The 22,551-nt window shown below is 67.3% G+C and carries 13 protein-coding genes; 4 read left to right on the top strand and 9 right to left on the bottom strand.

All coding sequences use genetic code 11. The annotated features are described in order from the left end of the window. Positions 1-4: 4 nt before the first annotated feature. From eccD to ACF062_RS02905, 7 genes are all read right to left on the bottom strand, one after another. The gene (gene eccD / locus ACF062_RS02935) at positions 5-1,369 is read right to left on the bottom strand and encodes a type VII secretion integral membrane protein EccD (RefSeq protein ID WP_392136477.1); all 1,365 of its coding nucleotides are present in this window, start codon (positions 1,367-1,369) and stop codon (positions 5-7) included. A gap of 31 nt (positions 1,370-1,400) precedes the next feature. After that, the gene (locus ACF062_RS02930) at positions 1,401-1,691 is read right to left on the bottom strand and encodes a hypothetical protein (protein WP_392134860.1); all 291 of its coding nucleotides are present in this window, start codon (positions 1,689-1,691) and stop codon (positions 1,401-1,403) included. 57 nt (positions 1,692-1,748) lie between these two features. Next, positions 1,749-2,612: an immunity 49 family protein gene (locus ACF062_RS02925; protein ID WP_392134858.1), complete on the bottom strand. Its 864-nt coding sequence runs from the start codon at positions 2,610-2,612 to the stop codon at positions 1,749-1,751. Continuing rightward, entirely contained in the window at positions 2,609-5,209 is a 2,601-nt protein-coding gene (locus ACF062_RS02920) for a hypothetical protein (protein ID WP_392136474.1), read from the bottom strand. The genes ACF062_RS02925 and ACF062_RS02920 overlap by 4 nt, the downstream gene beginning before the upstream one ends. Then, complete coding sequence (locus ACF062_RS02915) at positions 5,206-5,604, bottom strand: DUF6507 family protein (RefSeq protein ID WP_392134855.1); 399 nt, start codon at positions 5,602-5,604, stop codon at positions 5,206-5,208. The genes ACF062_RS02920 and ACF062_RS02915 overlap by 4 nt, the downstream gene beginning before the upstream one ends. A gap of 62 nt (positions 5,605-5,666) precedes the next feature. Then, positions 5,667-5,975, bottom strand: a complete 309-nt coding sequence (locus ACF062_RS02910; RefSeq protein ID WP_223774330.1) for a pore-forming ESAT-6 family protein — start codon at positions 5,973-5,975, stop codon at positions 5,667-5,669. Between the two features lie 56 nt (positions 5,976-6,031). Continuing rightward, complete coding sequence (locus ACF062_RS02905; RefSeq protein WP_223774329.1) at positions 6,032-6,361, bottom strand: hypothetical protein; 330 nt, start codon at positions 6,359-6,361, stop codon at positions 6,032-6,034. Positions 6,362-6,547: 186 nt separating this feature from the next. On the opposite strand from ACF062_RS02905, the gene ACF062_RS02900 reads away from it, so the two are divergent. Beyond that, positions 6,548-7,021, top strand: a complete 474-nt coding sequence (locus ACF062_RS02900; RefSeq protein ID WP_392136471.1) for a GNAT family N-acetyltransferase — start codon at positions 6,548-6,550, stop codon at positions 7,019-7,021. A gap of 80 nt (positions 7,022-7,101) precedes the next feature. Here the strand turns inward: ACF062_RS02900 and ACF062_RS02895 are convergent, their stop codons facing one another. Then, positions 7,102-8,895, bottom strand: coding sequence for a stealth conserved region 3 domain-containing protein (locus ACF062_RS02895; protein ID WP_392134851.1), 1,794 nt, complete (start codon positions 8,893-8,895; stop codon positions 7,102-7,104). 84 nt (positions 8,896-8,979) lie between these two features. Next, complete coding sequence (locus ACF062_RS02890; RefSeq protein WP_392134849.1) at positions 8,980-9,840, bottom strand: alpha/beta hydrolase; 861 nt, start codon at positions 9,838-9,840, stop codon at positions 8,980-8,982. A 432-nt stretch (positions 9,841-10,272) separates the two neighbouring features. Between ACF062_RS02890 and ACF062_RS02885 the strand changes: the two genes are divergently transcribed. From ACF062_RS02885 to ACF062_RS02875, 3 genes are all read left to right on the top strand, one after another. Continuing rightward, a complete protein-coding gene (locus ACF062_RS02885; protein WP_392134846.1) occupies positions 10,273-11,847 on the top strand; it encodes a VCBS repeat-containing protein in 1,575 nt (524 codons plus the stop codon). Positions 11,848-11,879: 32 nt separating this feature from the next. Beyond that, positions 11,880-15,515 (top strand): LamG-like jellyroll fold domain-containing protein, encoded by a 3,636-nt coding sequence (locus ACF062_RS02880; protein ID WP_392134843.1) that lies wholly within the window; start codon positions 11,880-11,882, stop codon positions 15,513-15,515. 170 nt (positions 15,516-15,685) lie between these two features. Continuing rightward, positions 15,686-22,546 carry a polymorphic toxin-type HINT domain-containing protein gene (locus ACF062_RS02875; protein WP_392134840.1) on the top strand — a complete coding sequence of 2,287 codons (6,861 nt, stop codon included), beginning with the start codon at positions 15,686-15,688 and terminating at the stop codon, positions 22,544-22,546. The last annotated feature ends 5 nt before the right edge of the window (positions 22,547-22,551 follow it).

The raw sequence follows: 22,551 nt of genomic DNA, 5'->3' as shown, positions 1-22,551 counted from the left end.
CCCCCTACGCGAAGGTGTCGAGCAGACGCCCGTACACACCGAACACGCCGATGGCCAGCGGCAGCAGCGCGATCACGCCCACGGACTCCACGAGGTCCCCGGCCCGCCGAAGCCGCACCCGCACGTGCTCGGGCGGCTGCACCGCGAGCACCACGAGCGGAATCACGGCGAGTACGACGAGGACAGCCAGCGGGCCCGCGGCAGGGGAACGCCCCAGCCACACCACGACCAGCGCCACGACGACGACGGCGGCGGCGGCGAACAGCGCGACCACCTCGGCGACCAGCGGAAAGGCCCGGGCCCGCAGCGCGAGCACCACCGCCGTGACCACGGCGAGGAGCACGGTCCACACGGTCGGCTCCTTGAGCACCAGCACGCCGGCGGCCGCCGCCGAGACGGCCAGCACGACGGTGGCGACAGCCAGTCCACGATGGGTGGCGGTCAGCGCGGTGGTCACGCGATAACGGCTCACCGACGTCCCGCCCGAACGCCGGTCGTCCAGTCCCGAAAGGCCGGAGGCCATCAGGGCGAGCCGCGGCAGCACACCGAGAACAACCACGGATACGACGGCGAGCAGGGTCCCCATCCGGGCCTGCTCGGTCACGGTCCGCGCCCCGTCCTGCGAGGCGACGGCCGCTTCCCACAGAACCAGGCAGCCGAGGGTGGCCCCGGCCCCGATCAACCCGCCCCGCCCCAACGGCGAGAACCACCCCAGGAAGAGCAGCACCAGCAGCACGGCCAGGGCCACCCCGGCCAACCGCACGGCAGCGGACCAGGCATGGGCATCGGCCGACGTCCATGCCCCGAGCGCGCCCAGGGCACCGGCGGTGACGATCAATGTGGCGGCGAGCCCCTGCCGCTTCATGCGCCCCGACACGATCCCGGCGATGCCGGCCAGAACGGCGGCACCCACCAGGGCGTTGCCCACGTCCCCCAACGCGAACTCACCGCGCGCCAGCACCCCTGCGGCAAGAGCCCAGACAACGGTGGCAAGCCCGGCCACCACCCGCCGGGTCGCGGGCCCCCACCGCCAGGCCCGACCCTCCAGATCGTCGGCGGCCTCATCGGTGACGTCGTGCACGACGGGCGCGGAGGGCGCGTCCTCGGCCCGCACCAGCCGCAGCACGGCGCCGTCCGGTATCCCGGCGGACTCCAGGGAGCTGTCATGTGCGAGGGCCGAACCATCCGCGGTGACGAGATGCCGCAGCATGGGCCGACCGGCGGTCTGATCACCGAGCAGCCGCAGCACCTCGGGCAGCAGGAGCCCGACGGGCTCCTGGGAGGGAAGGACAAGGTCCACCCGCCGCTGCTCTCCGACCAGGGTGACCCGGCTCAAGGCCGTACGACTCGTACCGCTCGTGCGGCTCAACGGCCCCGCAGATATCACGCGTTCGAACCTATCATCGAGAGGAAGGTGTTACGGAGGGAGAAGCGGAGGGTGCGGACGTCGGGGAAGTCGGCACTGAAGTGCTGTAGGGGCTCTTCCCGATAAGCCGATGCGAAATGAACGACCACCCCACACACCCGGCACACACCACGGCCGCGATCACCACCCCGGCGAATGCCTTCCCCAGCCGCTCATCGACGGTCCGTCGCTGCCGCTGCGTCCCGAACAAGAGGGCGTCGCGAAGCCGGCGACGACGGACTGATACCGACTCCAGCAGCTGGCTGTCGTAATCGTGGGCTGGCAATGCCTTCTGATCCGTCCGATCGATGTGTCACCGTAGTTGACTGTGGCCGCGGATGAATCAGGTAGGGAATTCTCCGAGCCAACTGTGTTGGAGCAAGTGCTTGGGAAGGTATTCCGACTCGATCCCGATGGGAATATTTCCGTCGTAGGCCAGGCATGCGATAGCCAGCGGTCCGAGTGCGATGCTGCCTTCGATGTCACTCTTCCGTTCCTGGTTCAAGGTCCAGTACGCCTGGTGCAGCTTCAGTGCTTCCCCGAGGGCCGGGCTGAAACCTTCTTCGTCCTTGCTCACAAACCGGTAGAAGACATTGATCGGAGGATAAAGGAGGCCGTCCAACAGGTCCCGCGGGGCAATCTGCGCCACCGACGGATCGGAAGCTTGAAATGTGGCGGTGAGCTTCTCCACCAGGCCAGGGCGGCGCAGCCAGTACGTCTGCAAAGTGTCGACCCAGTGGTAGATGTACTCGTCGTACTGCCCCTCCGGTGCGCGCAGGCGATCCAGCGGGACCTCGCACAACCGCGTCACGCGCTCCTGTTCCCGGCAGATGACAGCCAGCCAGAAGGCCTGCAACCAGGTTCCGGCATCGGCGGTGGACAGAGGGCCGACCGCCCGCAAACTGCGTACTTTACGGTTGATGCGACACTCCAGCGTGCCCTCGCTCACCCCGGTCACAGCGAACAGCGCCGAACCGAGCTGCATCGCCATGACCGCCGCTTCCCAGGTCTCCACCGTCGCTGCCCGCGGGTCGATGACACACCGAGCCCTCAGGTGCAAAAGCGATGTGTTGAACACGCCCTTGATGTTGGCTGTGGACTCTTCGAGGCGGTCGATCTTCCTGCTGAAGTACTGACCGAGCTGTTCCGCATACTGCTCGGCCTCAGGTCCTGCCGGCAGTTCATGCCGGTCGATGCGTACGGTCACGTAAGGGTCCCCTTGCTGATGTCGAACCGGCGATATTTGTACCCGGTGTACGTGCCGGTGTTCTTCTCGCCCCTGATGACGACATATTCTAGCTTCCCCTCTGTGAGTGCCTTGTCTATGGCTTCCGTCAGAGCGAACTCGCCACGACTTTCCATGGCTGCGACTATTTCGTCGAAGTATTCCCTGCTTCCCTGGGAGACCTGGCGGCCATTCGTCAGAGTGCGTCGTCCCAGGTCGGTGGTGGGGCCGCTCTTGGCCTCGATAACCACCACCCTGCCATCCTCATGCGTCCAGACCTGATCGAATCGATCGTTTCCGCTGTTCGGGCCGAGGAGGGGTTCATCTTTGAATCCGTGGTAATTTTCGGCAATGTAATGGTGTCTTGCCGCTGCCTCGCCAAACGCCTCAGCCTCCTTTCCCATCAGGGTGTGTGCTTCCTTGTACAGGCCCCGAGCCTCGCCGAATTGTGCAGCTGTTTCGACGGTTCCATGGGATTCGTGGGCCTTGCCCGCCTCCGCTTTCAAGTCCGAGACAATGTTGTCCCAGTCGATTGCGAATTGCCGATTTCTTGCCGCTTCTTCCAGGATCTTGCGTCGAGACGCATTCGATACGGTATCAGCGCCCACGGAGATGTAAGCGTCGTCGAGGAAATGAGGCTGGGGCGGCGCCGGTATGTCCTTGGCGCGGATCCAGGGCCCATTGTCAGAGAGCCGAGTGAGCTGAGGCGGGGTGTAGCCACTTTCGTCGTAGCGCTCCAGCAGTCTTCGGGTGCCGTCCTTGCGGTAGAAGTGCTCACGGTAGCCGGGCTCGTGATTGGCCCGATAAACCTGGATCTCCTCGATCTGCTCCAGCGTCAGCGACCCGCGAGGTCCGTACGGATTACCGCTGCCCCGCATGAAACTGGGACGCTCAGCCCGGATGGGATGGCTCGGGGAATCCCCGCGAGGCGTGGCTGCGCCTTCTCCATCTGTGCCATGTCCCGCTCGGTCCGGATTGGTCAGGCCGTCATCAGCCCCGCCACCGCCGCCGGGGCGTACCGAACCGCCTTGCCCCTTGCCACCGGGCGACTCGTGACCCGTGGAACGATTCGGGCTGGGCCCGTCGTTGCTCTGGGCTCCGGCCGAGCCGCCGGAGTCGGCACGTCCGTTGCCTTGTGCTGGCCCTGCATTCTTTCCGTCGGCATGAGGTTCGTGGCTTGCCCGTGGCGAAAGGTGTTCGCCGACCTCGGCGATGGCGCCGGGCCCCCGCCCCCCGGCACCGGCCAAAGCGTGTTCTCGCCGGGACGCCATTTCCGGGGGAACGGCCCTCTGGGCGGCGCTCTTATCCTTCGGGGCCGTATCCCTGATGGGGTTGCCGTCGGTGTCGAGACGGATGAACTTGCCGTCCTCGATGCGGACTCTGGCGCCATCGAACTCAAGGGTGCTGTATACCCGCTCGATGTTTGCCGTGGCGCCGGCCCCGGCGCGGATCCGGGACGTGACCTCCGCGACGGTCGGCAGTTTGCTGACCGCCTTGCCGCCCACCGTGAGCCCGGCCGAGAGGGGGTCGGCGTACGTGCCGATCTTCGCGCCGATTCCGGCGGCTTTCGCGCCGAGGCCCGCCTTGCCGGCGACGGAGCCGCCCCTGGCGAGTGCGCCCAGCGGTCCGGCGCCGAGCGTGAGGATGTTGAAGGTGGTGGTCCCGGCGGCCTGGACCGGGTGCTCCTCCCACTGGTCCCAGGCGACCATGGCCTTGCCGACCTCGCGGGCGGCGGCCTTCTGCCGCTTCATGGTCTCGGTGTCCTGGTCCGCGAACATGGTCTGGTCCATGGCCCAGTCCAGGGGGGTCACCAGGTAGTAACCGGCGCCCATGGCGGCATCGCCGAGATTGCCCCAGGCCTCCTTGGCCGAACCGCCGATCCCCACCAGGGCCCCGAGGCCCTTGAGGGTGGCCCCGGCGCCGTCGACGGCGAAACCGTCGTACAGGAAATTCTTCAGGTGACCTTTGATGTCCCCGGGGGCGGTGGTCTCGCTCACCGGGCTGCCCCAGGGCAACTCCTCCGCCTGCTTGAGCACATCGGCGTCGTAGCCGTACATCACGGTCTGCTCGGTCGCTTTGTGGCTTCCGTCGTCCTCGATGTACTTGGGGCCGCCCACGATCGCCGAGATCTTGCCGGCCGCCCGGCGCTCGGCGGCTCGGAAGGCGCTCTCGGCCGCGATCACGTCCGCCCACAACTCGTTGTTGCGGGCGACTTTGTCTTCGTCGTCCGTCCAGTCGTCGTCACCTTCGACGTCGGCGACGAACTTGAAGGCGTTCTCGCGCAACGTCTTCAGCTTCTCGGCGAGCGGGCGGGCCTCGGCGGCGAAGGTGTCCAGCGCGTCGGCCACCGTCTCCAGATGCGCGGCGAAGGTGTCCGCCTCGTCCATCACCGGCTGTGTGGTGGCGAACAGGTCGTCGGCCTCCGGCGCGGTGTAGTACGCCCCCAGCATCTGGAAGCGGGAATGGACGTCGGCCCCGCCGTTGCGGATACCGATGGCGTCGCTGCGCAGCCCGGAGACGTCCTTCGCCAACTGCCCCCAGTCACCGATGAACCGGGGTATGCCCGCCGGCTTGATCATGTCCACGGACCGGCACCCTTCTGCCGAGCCGTCGGCAGGAACACCGTCACGTCGGGTGCCTGAGCCGCCTGTTCCTGTGCGTTCGCGGCCTGCTCCAAGTCCCCTGCCACATAGTGGTTGGTCGCCTCGATCGCGCCGTTCACCGACTTGGCGGCCCGCTTCCCGAGGAAGCGCACATCACTCTCTGTCCCCACCATGAACCGTGTCAGCGCGTCGCCGATCGGGCCGACGGGCGCGGCTCCGCAGTAGGACGTGCCGAGTGTGCCGGCCGATGCCGCCGCGCTCTCCACGTCGGTCACGTAAGCCTTGACGTCCTTGGCCATGTCGTCCATCGCCAGCCGCACCAGCGAGGTCACCGAGTCCACACCGGACGGTGAGATGTCCCACCCAGGCATGTCAAATCCCCCTACAAGTCCCCGTAAAGCCGCCTCTGTCGCCCTGCCGTTCCGCGGGCCGGTCAGCCGATGTTGTCGACCGCGGCCCGCGCCCTGGCGAGCGTCGTCTGGGCGGTGCCGTCGTTCTTCTCCAAGGTGTCGCGCACCAGGCGGATGATGTCGCGCACCTCGTTCGCCGCCTTGTTCCAGCGGACTTCCTTGCCGTGGTACTCGTCCGAGACGCCATCGGCCTGATAGTCGGCCATCGCGGCCTTCACGGCGCGGTCGCGGTCGCCGAGGACGCGTTCGAGTTGCCCGATGATGATCTGGAGTCCGCCCTGTACGTCGGACGAGGCGCCGGTGTCGTAGGAACGACGATTCTGATTTGCCATGACGAAACAGCCCCTTGTGGCTGAGAAGCGTGCGTGAACGGTCGGTCGGATGCGGCTCAGCCGGAGAAGCGCGCGGCCTCGAAGTTGGCGGCACCCATGTTCTGGTGCGCGTTGTCGGCCTGCTCGTCGTCACCGGTACCGAAGGCCTCGTCCATGCCCGCCTGGCCGCCCAGGATCGAGGAAAGCGCCCCGTTCAGATCCGCGGTGATGTCGTCCGCGCGCAGCTTGAACGAGTCGAAGGTCGCCTTGCCGGCGCCGTTGAACTTGCCTTCCAGGGGCTCGGCCGCCTGGACCAGCAGATGGATCAGCGTGCCGAGATCGTCGCTGGACCCCACCGTGCTCTTCCCCAGCACCGCGAGGGTCGTATCCCCCATGTCGAACTTCATGAACCCACCCCGTAACCCGTCAACTGGCTGGGCGCCCGGCCTGTTCGGTCGTCGCAGCGCGCGCACGCCCCACTCACGCCGCGTAGTGTATCGAACATACTCTCGCCTCAGGAGTTGCAGGCGCAACGCGTTAAGGGCGAGTGGCGTGATCTGCTCGGTCGGCCCGTGACGGCCAAGCCGCCTGCCATGATCGTCATCATGGGGATACGCATCGAACCGGCCGGGGTGGCCGACTTTCACCAGGTCCTGACCGACCACTCCCGTTACTGGGGTGAACGCGACCTCCGGTCGCTGCACCTTCTGGCGCTGGTGCAGGAGTTCGGCTCAACCTGCCTGGTCGCCCGAGCCGCGGACGGTATCCGGGGATACGTCTTCGGGTTCGTCACTCCCGATGGCACCGGGTACGTACATTTGATCGCCACCCGGGACGATGCCCGCGGCACCGGGCTCGGGCGGCGTCTGTATGGGGCGTTCACCGAGGCCGCGGAACGCCATGGTGCACGGCGGTTGAAGGCGATCACGTCGATCGGGAACACCGGCTCGATCGCCTTCCATCGCAGCCTCGGCTTCGACATGAAGATCGTCGACGACTACGACGGCCCCGGACGGACCATGGCCGTCTTCCGCCGGGATCTGCCGCTCGACCTCTCGTGGCCGTGAGCAATCAGCCGTCACTCTGACGTGGGGCGGGGCGAGGGCGAGGGTGACGGCCCGGGGCAAGAGTACCGACGGCTCACCGCCTACCCCTCCGCCCGCTCCCACCGCCCGGCGAAGGGAAAGCACGTGTCGAGGAATCCGCGCACCTCGGCCGTGACCCGTTCCTGGTCGGCCGGCGGGGTGTTGACGTCGTTGAGGCAGAGGAAGTCGTACTTGTGCCCGGGGGTGAACTCCGCGAGCGCCTCCCGTACGTCCGTCTTTCCGATGTCGATGTAGCGCTGCCTGTACTTGCCGGGTACCGCGCGGCCGGTGAGATACGCGTGGTGGTGGTGCAGCGCGGTGGTCATCGCGATGTCCTCGACGGAGCGGAAGCGGCTGCGGCTCGTGCGCGTCACCGCCTCCGCGCAGGACTCCTCCAGCTCGGTCATCACTGAACGGAGCTGCGGCTGCGGGGCGTGCTTGAACTTGCTGACCGTCAGGCGGTGGTGGGCGTCGAGGACGAGGCCGCGCACGTTCTTGCCGGCGGAGTTGGGTGCCGGCTCGTCGGGGTGCGGGGCGCCCAGGCCGAGTTGGAAGGAGGAGAAGGGGAGCTTGGCGATGCCGTTGCCGTGGAAGAAGTGCCCGGCGGTGACCGGGCCGACGAAGAAGAAGTCGTCGTTGAGGTAGAGGTAGTGCTCCGACAGGCCCGCTATGTGGTGGAGCTGGGTCTCGATGGCGTGGGAGTTGAAGACGGGGAGCGCCGACGGGTCGGTGAAGATCTCCTTGTGGTCCACGACCTGGAGGCCGGGGACGTCCGTGTTCAGCCAGGTGGGGGTCTGCCCGTCGGTCACGAGGTAGATGTTCCGTACGAACGGCGCGTACATCTCGACCGACCGCAAGGAGTACTTCAGCTCGTCACGGCTCGTGTAGCGGGAGGCGCCGGTCTCGCGTGCGTGGATGCGGGCCGTCCGCGCGTCATCGCGGTAGGACTCGCGGCGGGCCAGCAGCTCGGGGTCCGCGCCGTCCACCCAGGTGTAGACGAGGTCGACGGGGAAGTCGACGGTGTCGACGCGGGGGTGGGAGAAGGCCTCGTACGTGGGGTGTTCGCGCCCCTCGACGGTGTGGCGGGCCGGGACCCGGGCCTGGAGCGGGAGCGTGTCGGTCACGGCGTTGGGGCGAGGGGCGACAAGGGCCTCGGCGAGCACGGCGGGCGGGGCCTGGGTGCGCAGGGCCTCGATGTGCGCGGTCGCCCGCTCGTCGTCGAGGAGCCGGCCGCCGTCCTGCCAGAACTCGACGTCGCAGCCGTACGACAGGTCGGCGAGTATCCGGCCGGACGGGTCGAGCAGGATCTCGCCGAAGCGGATGACGTCCTGGCGCTTCAGCGCGGTGGGGAGCGAGCCGTCCGCGTACAGCACCGCGCCGGAGGGGATGGGGGCCGTGCCGGGTTTCACGGCGTACAGCGCGCTTTCCCCGTACATCGCCCGCAGCTCGTCGAGCAGCCTCTTGCGGTCGGCGAGGCGGATGCCGACGACATGGCGGGTGTTCGAGCGGCCCGCGACCAGGAAGTAGTCGACATCCGCGCGTTCCAGGGCGTCGGCCACCAGCCCGAGGTTGCGGGCGGAGGCGCCGGCGGACGTGAAGTGGTCGACGGTGCGGCCGTAATACGTGTGGCCCTCGAAGCGGACTTCGCGGATCTCGGGGTCCGATGCGAGAAGAGCGAGCCGTCGGGCCGCGATCTTCTCCTGCCGTCCTCGCTCCGCCGCCGCGGCCCGGGCGGCCTCGCTCTCCCGGGCCCGTTCCTCGCTCTGCCTGGCCTGCTCCTCGCTCTGCCGCGCCCGTTCCGCGCGGACGCGGGCGGGAAGCAGGCGGGTGGTGAGCTTCTTGGTGAGTAACGGCATGGTGATTCCTATGGGGCGGACCCGGCCGGCGGCGCGGGCTGCGGGAACGTCTGACGGTCGTCGGGTGCTATGTCTGGCGGCGCATCAGACGCGCGCCTTGATCCACGTGAGGACTTTCTCCGGCATGCCCGCGGTGTCCAGGAGCCCGCCGCCATGCGCGGCGCTGCCCGTGACCGTCTCGACGGTGACACCGTCAGCCGGCATGTCGTGGCCGACTTCCTCGGCCGCCTCAAGGTCGAGGGAGTGCTGGACGGGTACGAAGTCCCCCTCGGAGTGGACGAGGTACATGGGAGCGTCGTCCGCACCGGAGGCGCGGTTCTTGACGACCATGTCCTTCCAGGTGTCCCAGCAGCTCGCGTGCAGTGAGGCATCCGTGTCGGCCGGGTCGGGGAAGCACCGGGCGAGGATGGTGGCGTTGTCGCGGACCTTGCGCTCCTTGGCCGTGCTGTCGTCGTTGTTGCCGTCGTTCCAGGCACGGTAGGGCGAGGCGACGGGGGAGAGCGCGACAACTCCCTTGATCCGGTCGCCTCCTGAGCCGTAGGTGGCGAGCGAGGTCGCTATCTGACCGCCGGCGGAGGAGCCGAGAACCACGATGCGCTCCGGGTCGAGGTCGAACTTCGCCGCATTCGCCTTGATCCATGTGAGAGCCGAAAGGGCATCGTTGCGCTGCGCGGGCCAAGGCGCATCGAAATTCAGCCGGTAGTCGACCGAGAAAACAGCCATGCCCTTGTCGGCGAAGTGGCGGGACCAGGTCGTCCAGCCGGAATCCTCGTACCAGTACCCGCCGTGGAGGATGACGATTCCGGGACGCTTGGTATCCGAGGCATTCCAGAAAGCGTCCAGTTTCTGCCTGTCGTGCGAGCCGTACGAGTAGGTCGTCTCACTGTGCTCGGCGGCCGCGCTGTCCCGTGTTTCCAGGCTGAGGAAGCCGACGATCAAGGCCATGCACGTCACGAGACACATCAGGAGGCGCTTCACGGAATCTTCTCTCTCGTTCGCGCCTCGCCACTGGAGATGCGTGGAATGTGCCGAGTCTGACGCCTCGAAGACGACGCTTCTGAGGCGGTGTGTCGACATCTCGAACCACCAGTGTGTTCGAGGTGAAGAAACTATGAAGTCATGACTGACGCGTCGTCAAGCATGCGGAGATCTTTTGTCCGCTTTTGCCGGAAACCTAATGAAAAAGGAGTCAAGCTGCTCCCTCGGGGCGCTTGGAATCATTTCTCTGCCATAAAACGGGCATGGGCTTGACATGGAGAGTGCCGGGTCAATTACCTTTGCGCCCGCCCGGCTGGTGCTTGATAGCGGAATGAAAGTTTCAACCAGCATGCACCGGGCTGGATTAAAAACGACATATGGAGGGGTGGGGGGTGACTCATGCGTAAACGCATGAGCGGGGTCGGGCTGGTGGCGATAGCGGTCACAGTCTTCGCTGTCACCGGGGGAGTGGGCACACGAGGACAGCAAGCCGCGGCGGCTGCCGCATGCGCCGGAGGAACCGCGACAGATTTCAACGGTGACGGTGTCACGGACACGGTTGTCGCCGATCCGAACGCGACCGTGACGGAGGCGGCGCGGGCCGGCCTGGTGCGCGTGGTGCTCGGTGGGGGCAAGGGCGTCTTCGAGATCTCGCAGGCGACCAACGGAATGAACGCGGTGCCCGAGCGGGGTGACCAGTTCGGGGCCGCACGCGCGGCCTTCGACGCCGACGGCGACGGCTGCACGGATCTCGTGGTCGGCGCGCCCTACGAGGACGTCACGAAAGACGGCGCCGACCTGCACGACGCCGGGGCCGTCTACGTCATCCACGGCACCCCCGCCGGCTTCGGCGCCGGTTCTTCGATCGAGAGTTACACCCAGGCCCAGTTCGACCCGAGCACCGTGACGGAGGAGTACGACCGCTTCGGGTTCGCCCTGCAGTCGGGCACCACATCGGACAGCGCTCCCTACCTCGCCATCGGGGCGCCCGGGGAGAACATCACCAGCGGTGGCAAGGAATTCGCGGACGCGGGCTGCATTCACTACATGCAGGGTGCGGCCAAGTCCACCGTCAGCGAGGACGACCCGGGCGTTCCCGGGGTCGTCGAGGCCCACGATCGTTTCGGCTACTCGCTGACGGGCACGAACCGGTACCTCGCGGTGGGTTCGCCGGGCGAGACCATCGGCGCCGACACTCCGTTCGCCGGGGCCGTGACCGTGTTCAAGCACACCCTCACCGGCGGCGCTCCCACGGCACTGGCCGGTCTCGACCAGGGTGTGACGCAGGAGGGCCTGGACGGTGTGGCCGAGCCGAACGACCAGTTCGGCACGTCGATCGACATGACGAACTTCCGGCCCGACGACCAGACGTACAACTCGGACGCGCTCCTGGCGATCGGCACTCCGGGGGAGACCGTGGGCTCGGTGACCAACTCGGGTGCCGTGACCGTGGTCCGCATCAAGCCGTCCGGCGCCTACACGCAGGTGGCGGCGGTCGACGCCTCGTCGGACGGGGTCGAAGGCTTCCCCACCGATGGCGACTTCTTCGGTCAGCGCGTGGCCCTCACCAACACGGATACCTCGGTGGTGAGCAGCGACGCCACCATCCGCCTCGCGGTGGGGGTCCCGGGTCGCGATGCCAAGGACGCCAAGGACGCCGGCGCCGTGCACATCTTGCGGCCGTTGGACACGTCGATCGGTGCGAACGACAAGGTCATCACGCGGGCCCCGAGCGGAAGCGTTCTGCCCGGCACGGCCACGTCCCGCGACTACACCGGCATCAGCCTGACCGCGGGCAGCGACAACCTCTACGTGGGCGTGCCCTACAGCAAGAATTCGGACACCCCCAAGGGGGTCCTCTACGTCATCCCGTGGACGGACATGACCGGTTCCACCACCACGGGCACGACGACCCTCAAGCCGGGCGCCGGCGGTATCCCCGACGCGGGGATGTCCTTCGGAGTGGTCGGGTGAACGGCGATATGTCCAGAAAGGGACGGCCTCTCGTGAACCGTCGTGCTACCGGCACCCGCCCCGAGTTCCGGGCCGTCGCAGTCACCGTCACATTGACCGCACTCCTCTCGTCCGGCCTGGGCGTGGTGCCCACGGGCCTCGCGGGCGGCCCCCGGCCGGCGGCCGCCGCGGAGAAGGAGGCACCGAAGGTCACGAGCGCGTCCGAGGCCCAGGCCAAGGCAGCCGAGTCGGGCGAGAAGGTGGAGGTGCCGGCGCTCCGGGACGAACGCAGCACCACGGTCGCCAACCCGGACGGCACCTTCACCACCACCCAGTACGTCCAGCCGATCCGTACCCGCAAGGCCGGTAAGTGGGCGGACATCGACACCACGCTCGTCGAGCAGCCAGGCGGTACCTACGCGCCGAAGGCCGCACTGACGGCCATGACGTTCTCCGGCGGCGGTGACACCACCTTCGCCGAGATCGGCAAGGACGGGCGCTCGCTCTCCCTCGACTGGCCGCACAAGTTGCCCCGGCCGAAGATCGCCGGTTCCACCGCCACGTACACCGATGTGCTGGAGGGCGTCGACCTCAAGGTCACCGCCGGGGCCGAGGGTTTCTCCCACGTCCTGGTCGTCAAGAACGCGAAGGCCGCGGCCCGGCCTGAGCTGGCCAGGCTGGAACTGCCCCTGGACACCGACTCCGTCACGCTGAAGGAAACGGATGACGGCGGGCTGGAGGCCGAGGCCGACGGCAGCGGCGGCACGGTCTTCGAGGCACCGCAGCCGATGATGTGGGACTCCAGCCATACCGTCGGTGGTCCGCGCGAGGAGGGCTCCTCCCCGGCCCCCTCGCCGACAGACGGATCCGGGCCGGACAGCGCGGTCACCCCGCCTCAGGGCGCACAGGTGTCCGACGTAGCGGTGGACGCGGATGCGGACTCGGTGACGCTGGAGCCCGACGCCGACCTGCTCAAGGGTGCCGACACCGTCTATCCGGTCTACATCGATCCGGTCTACAAGACGGCCAACCGGACCGGCTGGACCATGGTCTCCTCGTACTACTCCTCCTCGGAGTTCTGGAAGTTCGACGACGACGAGGGTGTCGGGCGCTGCCCGGCCGACGTCTCCTACCGCTGCACCAGTGGAAGCGATGTCAAGCGGCAGTTCTTCGCGCTGCCGACGGGCACGTTCGAGGACAAGGACATCGTCTCCGCGCAGTTCGCGGTGACGATGGTGCACACCTACAGCGAGTCCGCGAAGGGCGTTCAACTCGGCCGAGTCAACTCCGGCGGCGCGAGCGCGATCAGCTCCGGGACGAACTGGAGCAACCAGCCTTCGCTGAAGGACGCGATCACCACCAAATCGCCGACGAATCCCGCTGGTTCGTGCACGTCCACGAATCAGAACGTCCGCTTCGACGTGAGCGGCACCGTGCAGAAGGCCGCGAGCAGCGGCTGGGACACGACGACCTTCCGCCTCAAGGCGGAGGAAGAGGGAAGCTACGCGTACTGGAAGCGCTTCTGCGGCAACGCGCAGCTGGAGGTCATCTACAACCGCCCGCCGCTTCAACCGGACATGGACGAACTGAAGATGTCCCCGGGCGGCGCGTGCGAGTACGGCAACGCCGAGGAGCACTACGTCTCCGACGCGCCCAAGCTGAAGGCGTTCCTGAAGGACTACGACCACGGCGACATCGGCAGCAACTCCGAGACCTTGAAAGCCCAGTTCCACGTCTTCTGGACGGTCGGGGGCAAGACGTACGACCATTACTCCACCACGGCGGCGCAGAGCACGGTCGACGCGTCGAAGAGCGGTCAAACGGGTGGGGCATCCTTCTCGTACACCGTCGGGACGAACCTGAGCTCCGACGACGACGACGCGAGCTACACCATCCCGCAGAACGTGACCGTCGGCTGGGCGGTGCGCGCATCCGACGGCACGTCGTGGGGGCCGTGGAGCCTGGCGGGCAACGGCACGCGCTGTGAGTTCATCTACGACGCGACGGCACCCAAGGCCCCTGAGGTCTTCTCGACCAAGTACCCGGACGACGACGCCTGGCACGCGGGCGTCGGAGACTACGGCCTGTTCATCATCGACTCACCGTCGAGGGACGTCACGCAGTACAAGTACCGCTTCGCGGGCGGCAGTTGGATTACCGCGAACGTCAAGATCGCAGGTGCGCCCCTCACCGTGCGCTGGATGCCGCCGGACGAGGGGCCCATGTCCCTGGAGGCCAAGGCGATCGACGGCGCAGGCAACGCCCAGAAGACGCCGACCGCACATGTCTTCCTCGTCAGCGACGGGCGTGCCCCCGCCGCGGGCTGGACGCTCGGCGATGCCAAGGGGGCCACGGCTGCTGCCGGCATGAGCGGGGCGCCCGCGGCGTCCGCGGGCTCCGGCGTCACCTTCGGCGCCGAGGGACCGCTGGGGCCGACGGACACCGCTGTCTCCCTCGACGGTTCGCAGAAGGCCTACCTCGACGCGGGGAAGCCCGCGGTCGACACGAGCGGGACGTTCTCGGTGAGCGCCTGGGTGAACCTGCCCGAGCGGCCGACGGACGACGTGAGCGTGGTCAGCCAGGACGGGACAGCGGCACCCGGATTCGACCTCGGGTACGACGTGGACGCCCGGTCGTGGACGTTCCGTACGCCGATGAACGACATGGAGAACATGGGGTCCTGGAAGGTGTCCGGAGCCACCGCCGTGCCGGGCAGCTGGACCCACCTCATAGGCGTCTACGACGATGAACTGGGCACCCTGAGCCTGTTCGTCAACGGTGACCTGATCGAGGAGGACGTCCAGAAGCGCCGTACGAAATGGAACGCGACCGGCGGCGTGCAGATCGGGCGGAAGCTCGCCCTGGACGGCTACACCTCCCACTTCAAGGGCAGTGTCGCCGACGTCAAGATCTACGACCGGGTGGTGCCGGAGGCCGAGGGCGAAGCGCTGGGCGGGATCTCCGCGAGGCAGCTCTCCTACTGGCAGGTCGACGGAGACGTCAATGGCGTGTCTCCCGAAGAGGCGGGGAGAGCGGGTCTGACATTGGGCGGTGGCGCCGGAATCTACGTGCCGGACGAGTCCTGTGACAGCGAGGCGGACCCGGAATGCGTACCGCCCGCCGAACCGCTGTGGGGTGACGGCCACTTGGTGCTGAACGGCACCGGGGCCCATGCGAAGCGCGCGGCGGGTCTCCTCGCCAAGGAGGACAGCTTCACCCTGACGGCGCGTGCCCGTCTGGCGGCCGCCGACCCGACGAAGGACCAGACGGTCATGTCATTGGCCGGCGCACGGGGGAGTGCGCTGACAGTGAAGTACGCGGCCTCCGCCAAGCGATGGCAGCTCGCCGTGACGAACAAGGACGAGACGGGAGCGAGGGTTTCGACCGTCGACGCCAAGGGCGTGATGCCGAGCAGCGCGGGCGACGGAGACCATCTGACGCTCGTCTATTCGGCGGTCTTCGGTGACGCACTGCTGTACGTCGACGGCACCCTCGCCGCACAGGTGCCCTGGGACAACGCGTGGGACTTCACCACGGCGTCCCTTCAGGTCGGCAGGGTCCTGACGGGTACCACGCCATCCGGGTTCTTCGACGGTGCCGTCGACGAGCTGCGGGTCTTCCGCGGTGCTCTGGACGCGAGCGCCGTGCCCACGGTCGCGCTGCTTCCGGCCGGTTCGAGCATCGAATAGACCGTTATGTGACGGCATGACACAGCAGGGCGCTCCGCAGCACGGGTCGTGAGGACTCGACGGCGGAGCGCCCCGCCCGTCATGCCCTGTCGTCCCCCTTCTCATCTCTCTCACCTTCTGTAACCCGTTCTCTGTTGTCACGACTCTCCAACTCTCCCTTCGGAGCTGCTATGCGCTCGCCTTTCCGGTCACGGTGGCGAATACCGGCCGCCAGGAGCACGGCGCTGGGGCTCGGTGTCGCCCTTGCCGTCGGCTTGCTGCCGCAATACGCCCCTGATGCCACCGCCAGGGACGGCGGGCTGACCCGTCCCGCCACCCAGACGAACCTCGACGACCCCGTCGACGGCAAGGACGTCAGGGCCAAGACGTACGACAGGACGGACCCAGCGGCACGTGCCGCCGTGAAGTCCGCCGACACGCCCCGGTGGCCCAAGGCGGCCGCGGACGATGTCGACCTGCCGAAGGGCGAGAAACTCACGGCAGCCAAGGGGCTGCCGCTCAGGGTGGCCACCTCCGGCAAGGCCGGCCCGGCCTCGGTGCGCGTGGCGGTCCTGGGCCGCAAGAAGGCGAAGGCCGCCGGCGTCGGGGCCCCGCTGATGACGGTGGCCAGGACGGACGGGTCCGAGAAGTCCGCACCGGTGCGGGTCAGTCTGGACTACGCGGACTATGCCGGTGCCTACGGCGGAAGCTACGGATCCCGGCTGCGCCTGGTCCAGTACCCGTCCTGCGTACTGACGTCGCCCCAGAAGAGGTCCTGCGCCACGCCCAAGCCGGTCAAGAGCGGCAATGACACGGCGAAGCAGGCCCTGACCGCGACCCTCCCCGCGGCGGCTGACAGCGGCTCGGCGGTCACCGTGTTCGCCGCGGAGGCCGGCGCCTCCGGTGACCAGGGCGACTTCGGCGCCACGCCGTTGCAAGCGTCTTCGCAGTGGAGCGTCTCGAACTCCTCCGGTGCCTTCAACTGGTCGTACCCGATCTCGGCCCCACCGGTCCCGGGCACCCTGTCGCCGGGGGTCTCCCTCGGCTACAGCTCACAGTCCGTCGACGGCCAGACCGCGGCCACCAACAACCAGGGCTCGTGGATCGGCCAGGGCTTCTCGTACGAGCCGGGCTACATCGAACGCCGCTACAAGCCGTGTGCCGACGACGGACACGACGACACCTACGGTGACCAGTGCTGGGGCGGGGACAACGCCACGATCTCGCTGGCGGGCGGCGCCTCAGGAGAGCTGATCAAGGATGACAAGACCGGCGAGTGGCGGGTCAGTTCCGACGACTTCAGCAAGGTCGAAAAGCTCACCGGGACCACGAACGGTGACAACAGCGGCGAACACTGGAAAGTCACCGATGACGACGGCACCCAGTACTTCTTCGGTCTGAACCGACTGCCGGGATACGCCTCCGGCGACGAGTCGACCAATTCGGCGTGGACCGTACCTGTCTACGGTGACGACTCCGGAGAACCGTGTTACGACGCGACGTTCGCGAACGCCCACTGCGCGCAGGCCTGGCGGTGGAACCTCGACCACGTCATCGACCCGCATGGCAACGCCATGACGTACTACTACGCGAAGGAGACCAACTACTACACGCAGGGCCTGAAGACCGGGGAGAACGGCAAGGCCTACACCCGTGGCGGGTACCTCAAGCGCGTCGACTACGGCCAGCGTGCCGACAAGGTCTACGACGCCGAGCCCGCCGCCCGCGTCGTCTTCACCACCGGCGAGCGGTGTATCGGTGACCTGACGGACTGCTCCTCCGGCGCGCTGACCGACGCCACGGCGGCCGACTGGCCGGACGTGCCGTGGGACAGCAACTGCAAGGCCGACACCAAGTGCACCGGCCAGAACTCACCGACGTTCTGGACCCGCAAGCAGCTGAAGAAGATCACGACTCAGATCCGCACGGGCACCGGTACCTTCGCGGATGTCGATTCCTGGACGCTGAACCACGACTTCACCGACAACGGTGACGGATCCAAGTCGCTGTGGCTGCAATCGATCGACCACACCGGGCGGGTGGGCACCGACGAGGCCGTCCCGTCGGTGAAGTTGTACGGCAAGCAGCTGGCCAACCGCGTCGACGTGGCCAATGACAACATCCAGCCCTTCATCCGTTTCCGCATGTCGGCGGTGGAGAGCGAATCCGGTGGCGTGCTGTCGGTCAACTATGCCGACACACAGTGCACGTCCGCGGACCGTCCCGTAGTCGGCAAGTCCACCGTCCGCTGCTACCCCGTCAAGTGGAACCCGCCGGGTATCAAGGACCCCGTCACCGAGTGGTTCCACAAGTACGCCGTCTCCTCTGTCGTCGAGAAGGACCTGGTGGGCAACGGCCCCGACCAGATCACCTCCTACACCTACCTCGGTGACGCGGGCTGGCGGAAGGCGAAGGCCGACGGTTTCACCAAGTCCGAGTACCTGACCTGGAGCGACTGGCGAGGCTACGGAAAGGTGCGGGTCACGACCTCCGACGGCACCGAGAACGCCTCCAACACCAGATCCGAACACGTCTTCTTCCGAGGCCTGGACGGCGACAGCGACCCCGACGGCGGCACCAGATCGTCCTCGGTAAAGGACTCCACCGGAACCAGCCACACCGACTCCGACTGGAAGTCCGGCTTCGAGCTGGAGACGACGACATACAACGGCGACAAGGTCGTCTCGAAGTCGATCAACACTCCTTGGACCAAGGTCACCGCCACCCGCACCAAGGACTGGGGCACCCGCGAGGCCCGGTTCGTCCGGCCCGAGCGCACGGACACCTACGAGGCGCTCGCGTCCGGCGGCTGGCGTCAGTCCGCCTCCGTCACCAGCTATGACGACGCTACGGGCCGCGTCACCAGATCCAACGACCTGGGCGAACTCGGCGTCTCGGACAACCAGTGCAGCCGCACCGAGTACGCCGACAACGTGTCGAAGCACATGTACGCCTACGTCTCCCGGGTGGAGACGGTGAGCGTCGACTGCGCCACCACGCCGGACCGCTCCAAGCACGTGCTCGCCGACGACCAGACGCTGTACGACGACGCCACCACCGTCGGCGCGGCGCCCAGCCTGGGCAACGCGACCACCGTCAAGCGGCTCGCCTCGCACAACGGCGTGACCGGCACCTACCAGACGGTCTCCACGACCAAGTACGACCAGTTCGGGCGTCCGGTGAAGGTCACCGACGCGGCCGGAACGCCGAAGACCATCGACTACACGGACACGAACGGCCTCGCGACCGCCAAGACCGAGACCAACGTGCTGGGCTGGACCACCAAGACGGAGTACGCCCCGCAGTGGGGCACCCCGATCGCCCAGATCGACGTGCACGGCAAGCGCACCGACCTGGCGTACGACGGCCTCGGCCGGCTGACCTCGGTGTGGCTCCCCGACCGCCCGAAGGCGGACTCCTTCGCCCCGTCGGTCAAGTACTCGTATGGCATCCGCGCCACTGGCCCGAGCTACATCCGCACCCAGCGGCTGGAGAACGGCGGCACCACCTACGGCAGCGAGTACTCGCTGTTCGACGGCCTGCTGCGGCCCCGCCAGGTGCAGACCGAGGGCCAGGACGGCGGCCGCCTCATCGCGGACACGTACTACGACGGCTCCGGCCGTACGGTCAAGACGAACGAGACGTACTGGACGACCGGCGCACCCACCGCCACTCTCTTCGAACCGCGCAACGAGGACATCGACGCGCAGACGGTGACGGAGTTCGACGGCAACAGCCGTCCCACGGCGACGATCCTCAAGGTGGCCGGCGCGGAGAAGCACCGCACCACGTACACGTACGGCGGAGACCGGGTCCATGTGGATCCGCCGACCGGCCAGACCGCGACCACGACCATCACGGACGCCGATGACCGTACGGTCGAGTTGCGCCAGTACAAGGGGGACAAGCCGCTGCCCCTGGGCACCTCGGCGGACTACCTCTCCACCACCTACGGCTATACGCCCGACGGGAAGCTGTCCGAGGTCAAGGACAACGACGGCAACACCTGGACGTACGGATACGACCAACGCCGCCGCAAAATCGAGGCCGTCGACCCGGACACCGGACGGTCGAGGTTCGGCTACGACGAGCTCGACCGTCAGACGACCGTCACCGACGCCCGCGAGAACACCACGACGACCGTCTACGACCAGCTGGGCCGTACGAAGTCGACCTGGCAGGGCGCGGCGGAGACAGGCACGAAACTGTCCGTCTCCACGTACGACACGATCGCCAAGGGCGCGCTGTACGGCACTTACACCTACAAGAGCGGCGCGGTCCACTCGTCGGTGACCTATCCGGTCCTCGACGAGAAGAACGACTACAAGCCCACCTCCACCAAGTACTACCTGTCCAAGACGGCGGAGCCGGAACTGGGCGGCACCTACGAGTTCCAGACCCAGTACAACGACGACGGCACCGTCAAGGGCCAGAACTTCCCCGCCGCTGGCGGCCTCGCGGCCGAAGCCGTCTCCTACCAGTACGACGCGCTACAGCGTCCGAAAGCGCTCAACACCTCGCTCGGCGGCGGCACGTATGTCCCGCAGGTGAAGTACTCGCCGACGAACCAGCTGGAACAGCTGCAGCTGTCGACAGGCGGGGCGTCGGACAAGAAGACGTGGCTCAACTACAGCTACGAGCAGGGCACCAACAGGGTCAACAACGCCCGCGTCGTGGTCGAGGGCGCCGCGTCGATGGCCTACGACGCCGACTACACGTACGACGCGGGCGGCAACGTCCTGTCCATCGTCGACAACCCGACGGGCGGGACGCGCGACACCCAGTGCTTCCGTCACGACAGCCTGCGCCGGACGACCGACGACTGGACGTCGTCCCAGGCACCGGACGGCGCGGTCGGCACCGGCAAGCCGGACGCGGCCTGTGCCTCGGCGCCGTCCGCGGACACGGTGGGCGGAGTCGCACCCTTCTGGCACAGCTACGAGTACGACGCCACGGGCAACCGCACCGCGCAGACGGACCACGGCGTCGGCGGCGCGGCGACGGCGACGAAGAAGTACAAGTACGGGGAGAACGGCGAGGGCCCGCACCAGCTCACGTCGGTCACCACGGACACGGCGGCGGCCGGCACGAAGCCCGCGGTCACCTCCCTGGACACCTACACGTACGACGCCGCCGGCAATACCGAGACCCGCGTCCTGAACGGAGACACCCAGAGCCTGACCTGGGACAAGCAGAACGAGCTGACCAAGGTCACCAACGCCGACGGCAGCACGTCTTCCTATGTCCACGACGCCGCGGGCAGCCGCGTGCTGCGCAAGTCGCCGACCGAGACGACCTTCTACCTGCCCGGCATGGAGCTGCGTCTCGACACGTCGACCAAGGCGGTCGAGGCGACCCGCTACTACACGCTCGCCGGTCAGACCGTGGCGGTGCGCGACTCCGGTGGCGTCACCTTCCTGGCCGGGGACCACCACGGCACGGCCCAGCTCGCCGTCGACGCGACGACGGGCGCGACGCAGCGCCGCCGCCTCGACCCGTTCGGCGCGGGCCGCGACGCCGATTCGGCGGATCCCTCCAAGTGGGTGGACGACAAGGGATTCGTCGGCGGCACGAATGACGACACCTCGGGTCTGGTGACCCTGGGCGCACGTGAATACGACGCCTCGACCGGCCGCTTCATCTCGGCCGACCCCATCATCGACTTCACCGACCCGCAACAGATCAACGGCTACGCCTACAGCTACAACAACCCGGCCAGCTTCTCCGACCCCGACGGTCTGAAGCCCGACGACTGCATCTACGTAGGCGTGCAGTGCAGCATGAAGAGCAACGGTGGCTGGAAGGTCAAGCCCACCAAGACCTATTACCAGTACTACGGCTACAAGGCCCCCGACGAGTCACCGGCCGTCTACAAGGCCCGACAGCAGCGGGCCAAGGCCGACGTGGCGAAACAGCGTGCGGTCGCCATCGCCAAGGAACTCGGCAAGATCCTGGCGGACGAACTCGGTATCACCGACGCGCTGGACTGCTTCACCACAGGGGCGCTCGGCGCGTGCGGCGCCACGGCGGCCAACATCGTCACGTCGCTCATCGGCGGCGGCCCCATCGGGAAGCTGGTCGCCAAGTACTGGAACAGGATCGACAAGGCGTACGCACTCGGCAAACGGATCGTCAGCCTGAGCAAGCAGTTGTGGGGGGCGTTCAAGGGCTGGCGGAAGAGCAACAAGGCGGCGGAGGCGGCCGAGGCCTGCGTGGCCAACAGCTTCACACCCAAGACCAAGGTGCTGATGGCCAACGGAAAGACGAAGGCCATCGAGGACGTCGACATCGGCGACAAGGTCCTGGCCACCGACCCCGAGACCGGCAAGACCAAGGTCCAGACGGTCACCGCGGAGATCAAGGGCAAGGGCGTCAAGCACCTCGTCCGGGTCACGATCGACGTGGACGGCAAGAAGGGTTCGAAGACCGCCTCGGTCACGGCCACCGACGGGCACCCGTTCTGGGTTCCGGAGCTGGGCGAGTGGATCGACGCCACGGACCTGAAGGCCGGGGAGACGCTGCGGACCGGCGCCGACACACGGGTCCAGATCACGGCCGTGAAGCGGTGGGTGGCCTCGGGTGCCGCCGTTCATAACCTGACCGTTGGTGAGTTGCATACGTACTATGTGCTGGCGGGGGCTACGCCGGTACTCGTTCATAATTGCGGTGAGGCCGCTGACGACTTGCTCGACTTCGCAGATGAGGCACTGAGTGTGAGTCCGGAATCACGTCCCAACGTTGCCACGAAGATTACTTCTTCGGATGGAGAGCATGTCCGTCTCTCCTATGCAACAGATACGCGTAGCGGTGCAATGCCTCCGCAGACGGCGAGGGCAGTAGCTAACTCCGGACACCATGGAGGATGTGGGGAAGTTGGGTGCGCCATTCAGTTCGAGAACGCTGGAATACCACTGGAGGGGTCAACGTTCCAGTCCGTCAAGATCGGTGGTGGCGGTAGAGGGAATTCGTTCCCCATTGAGGATCATGGCGAGCTGATCGCGCCATGCCCTGCCTGTCAGCGGTTCTTGCCTCAAATCGGTGGGCGTGGGTGAATCCT

This window comes from Streptomyces sp. NPDC015345 (assembly GCF_043078805.1).
Lineage (GTDB): Bacteria > Actinomycetota > Actinomycetes > Streptomycetales > Streptomycetaceae > Streptomyces.
The sequence above is the reverse complement of the archived record's forward strand: the minus strand, read 5'-3'. Positions and strand labels throughout refer to the sequence as shown.

Coding starts and splice junctions, on each gene's coding strand:
- ACF062_RS02920 (WP_392136474.1), bottom strand. CDS start 5,209: ATGATCAAGCCGGCGGGCATACCCCGGTTCATCGGTGACTGGGGGCAG.
- ACF062_RS02915 (WP_392134855.1), bottom strand. CDS start 5,604: ATGCCTGGGTGGGACATCTCACCGTCCGGTGTGGACTCGGTGACCTCG.
- ACF062_RS02910 (WP_223774330.1), bottom strand. CDS start 5,975: ATGGCAAATCAGAATCGTCGTTCCTACGACACCGGCGCCTCGTCCGAC.
- ACF062_RS02905 (WP_223774329.1), bottom strand. CDS start 6,361: ATGAAGTTCGACATGGGGGATACGACCCTCGCGGTGCTGGGGAAGAGC.
- ACF062_RS02900 (WP_392136471.1), top strand. CDS start 6,548: ATGATCGTCATCATGGGGATACGCATCGAACCGGCCGGGGTGGCCGAC.
- ACF062_RS02895 (WP_392134851.1), bottom strand. CDS start 8,895: ATGCCGTTACTCACCAAGAAGCTCACCACCCGCCTGCTTCCCGCCCGC.
- ACF062_RS02890 (WP_392134849.1), bottom strand. CDS start 9,840: ATGGCCTTGATCGTCGGCTTCCTCAGCCTGGAAACACGGGACAGCGCG.
- ACF062_RS02885 (WP_392134846.1), top strand. CDS start 10,273: ATGCGTAAACGCATGAGCGGGGTCGGGCTGGTGGCGATAGCGGTCACA.
- ACF062_RS02875 (WP_392134840.1), top strand. CDS start 15,686: ATGCGCTCGCCTTTCCGGTCACGGTGGCGAATACCGGCCGCCAGGAGC.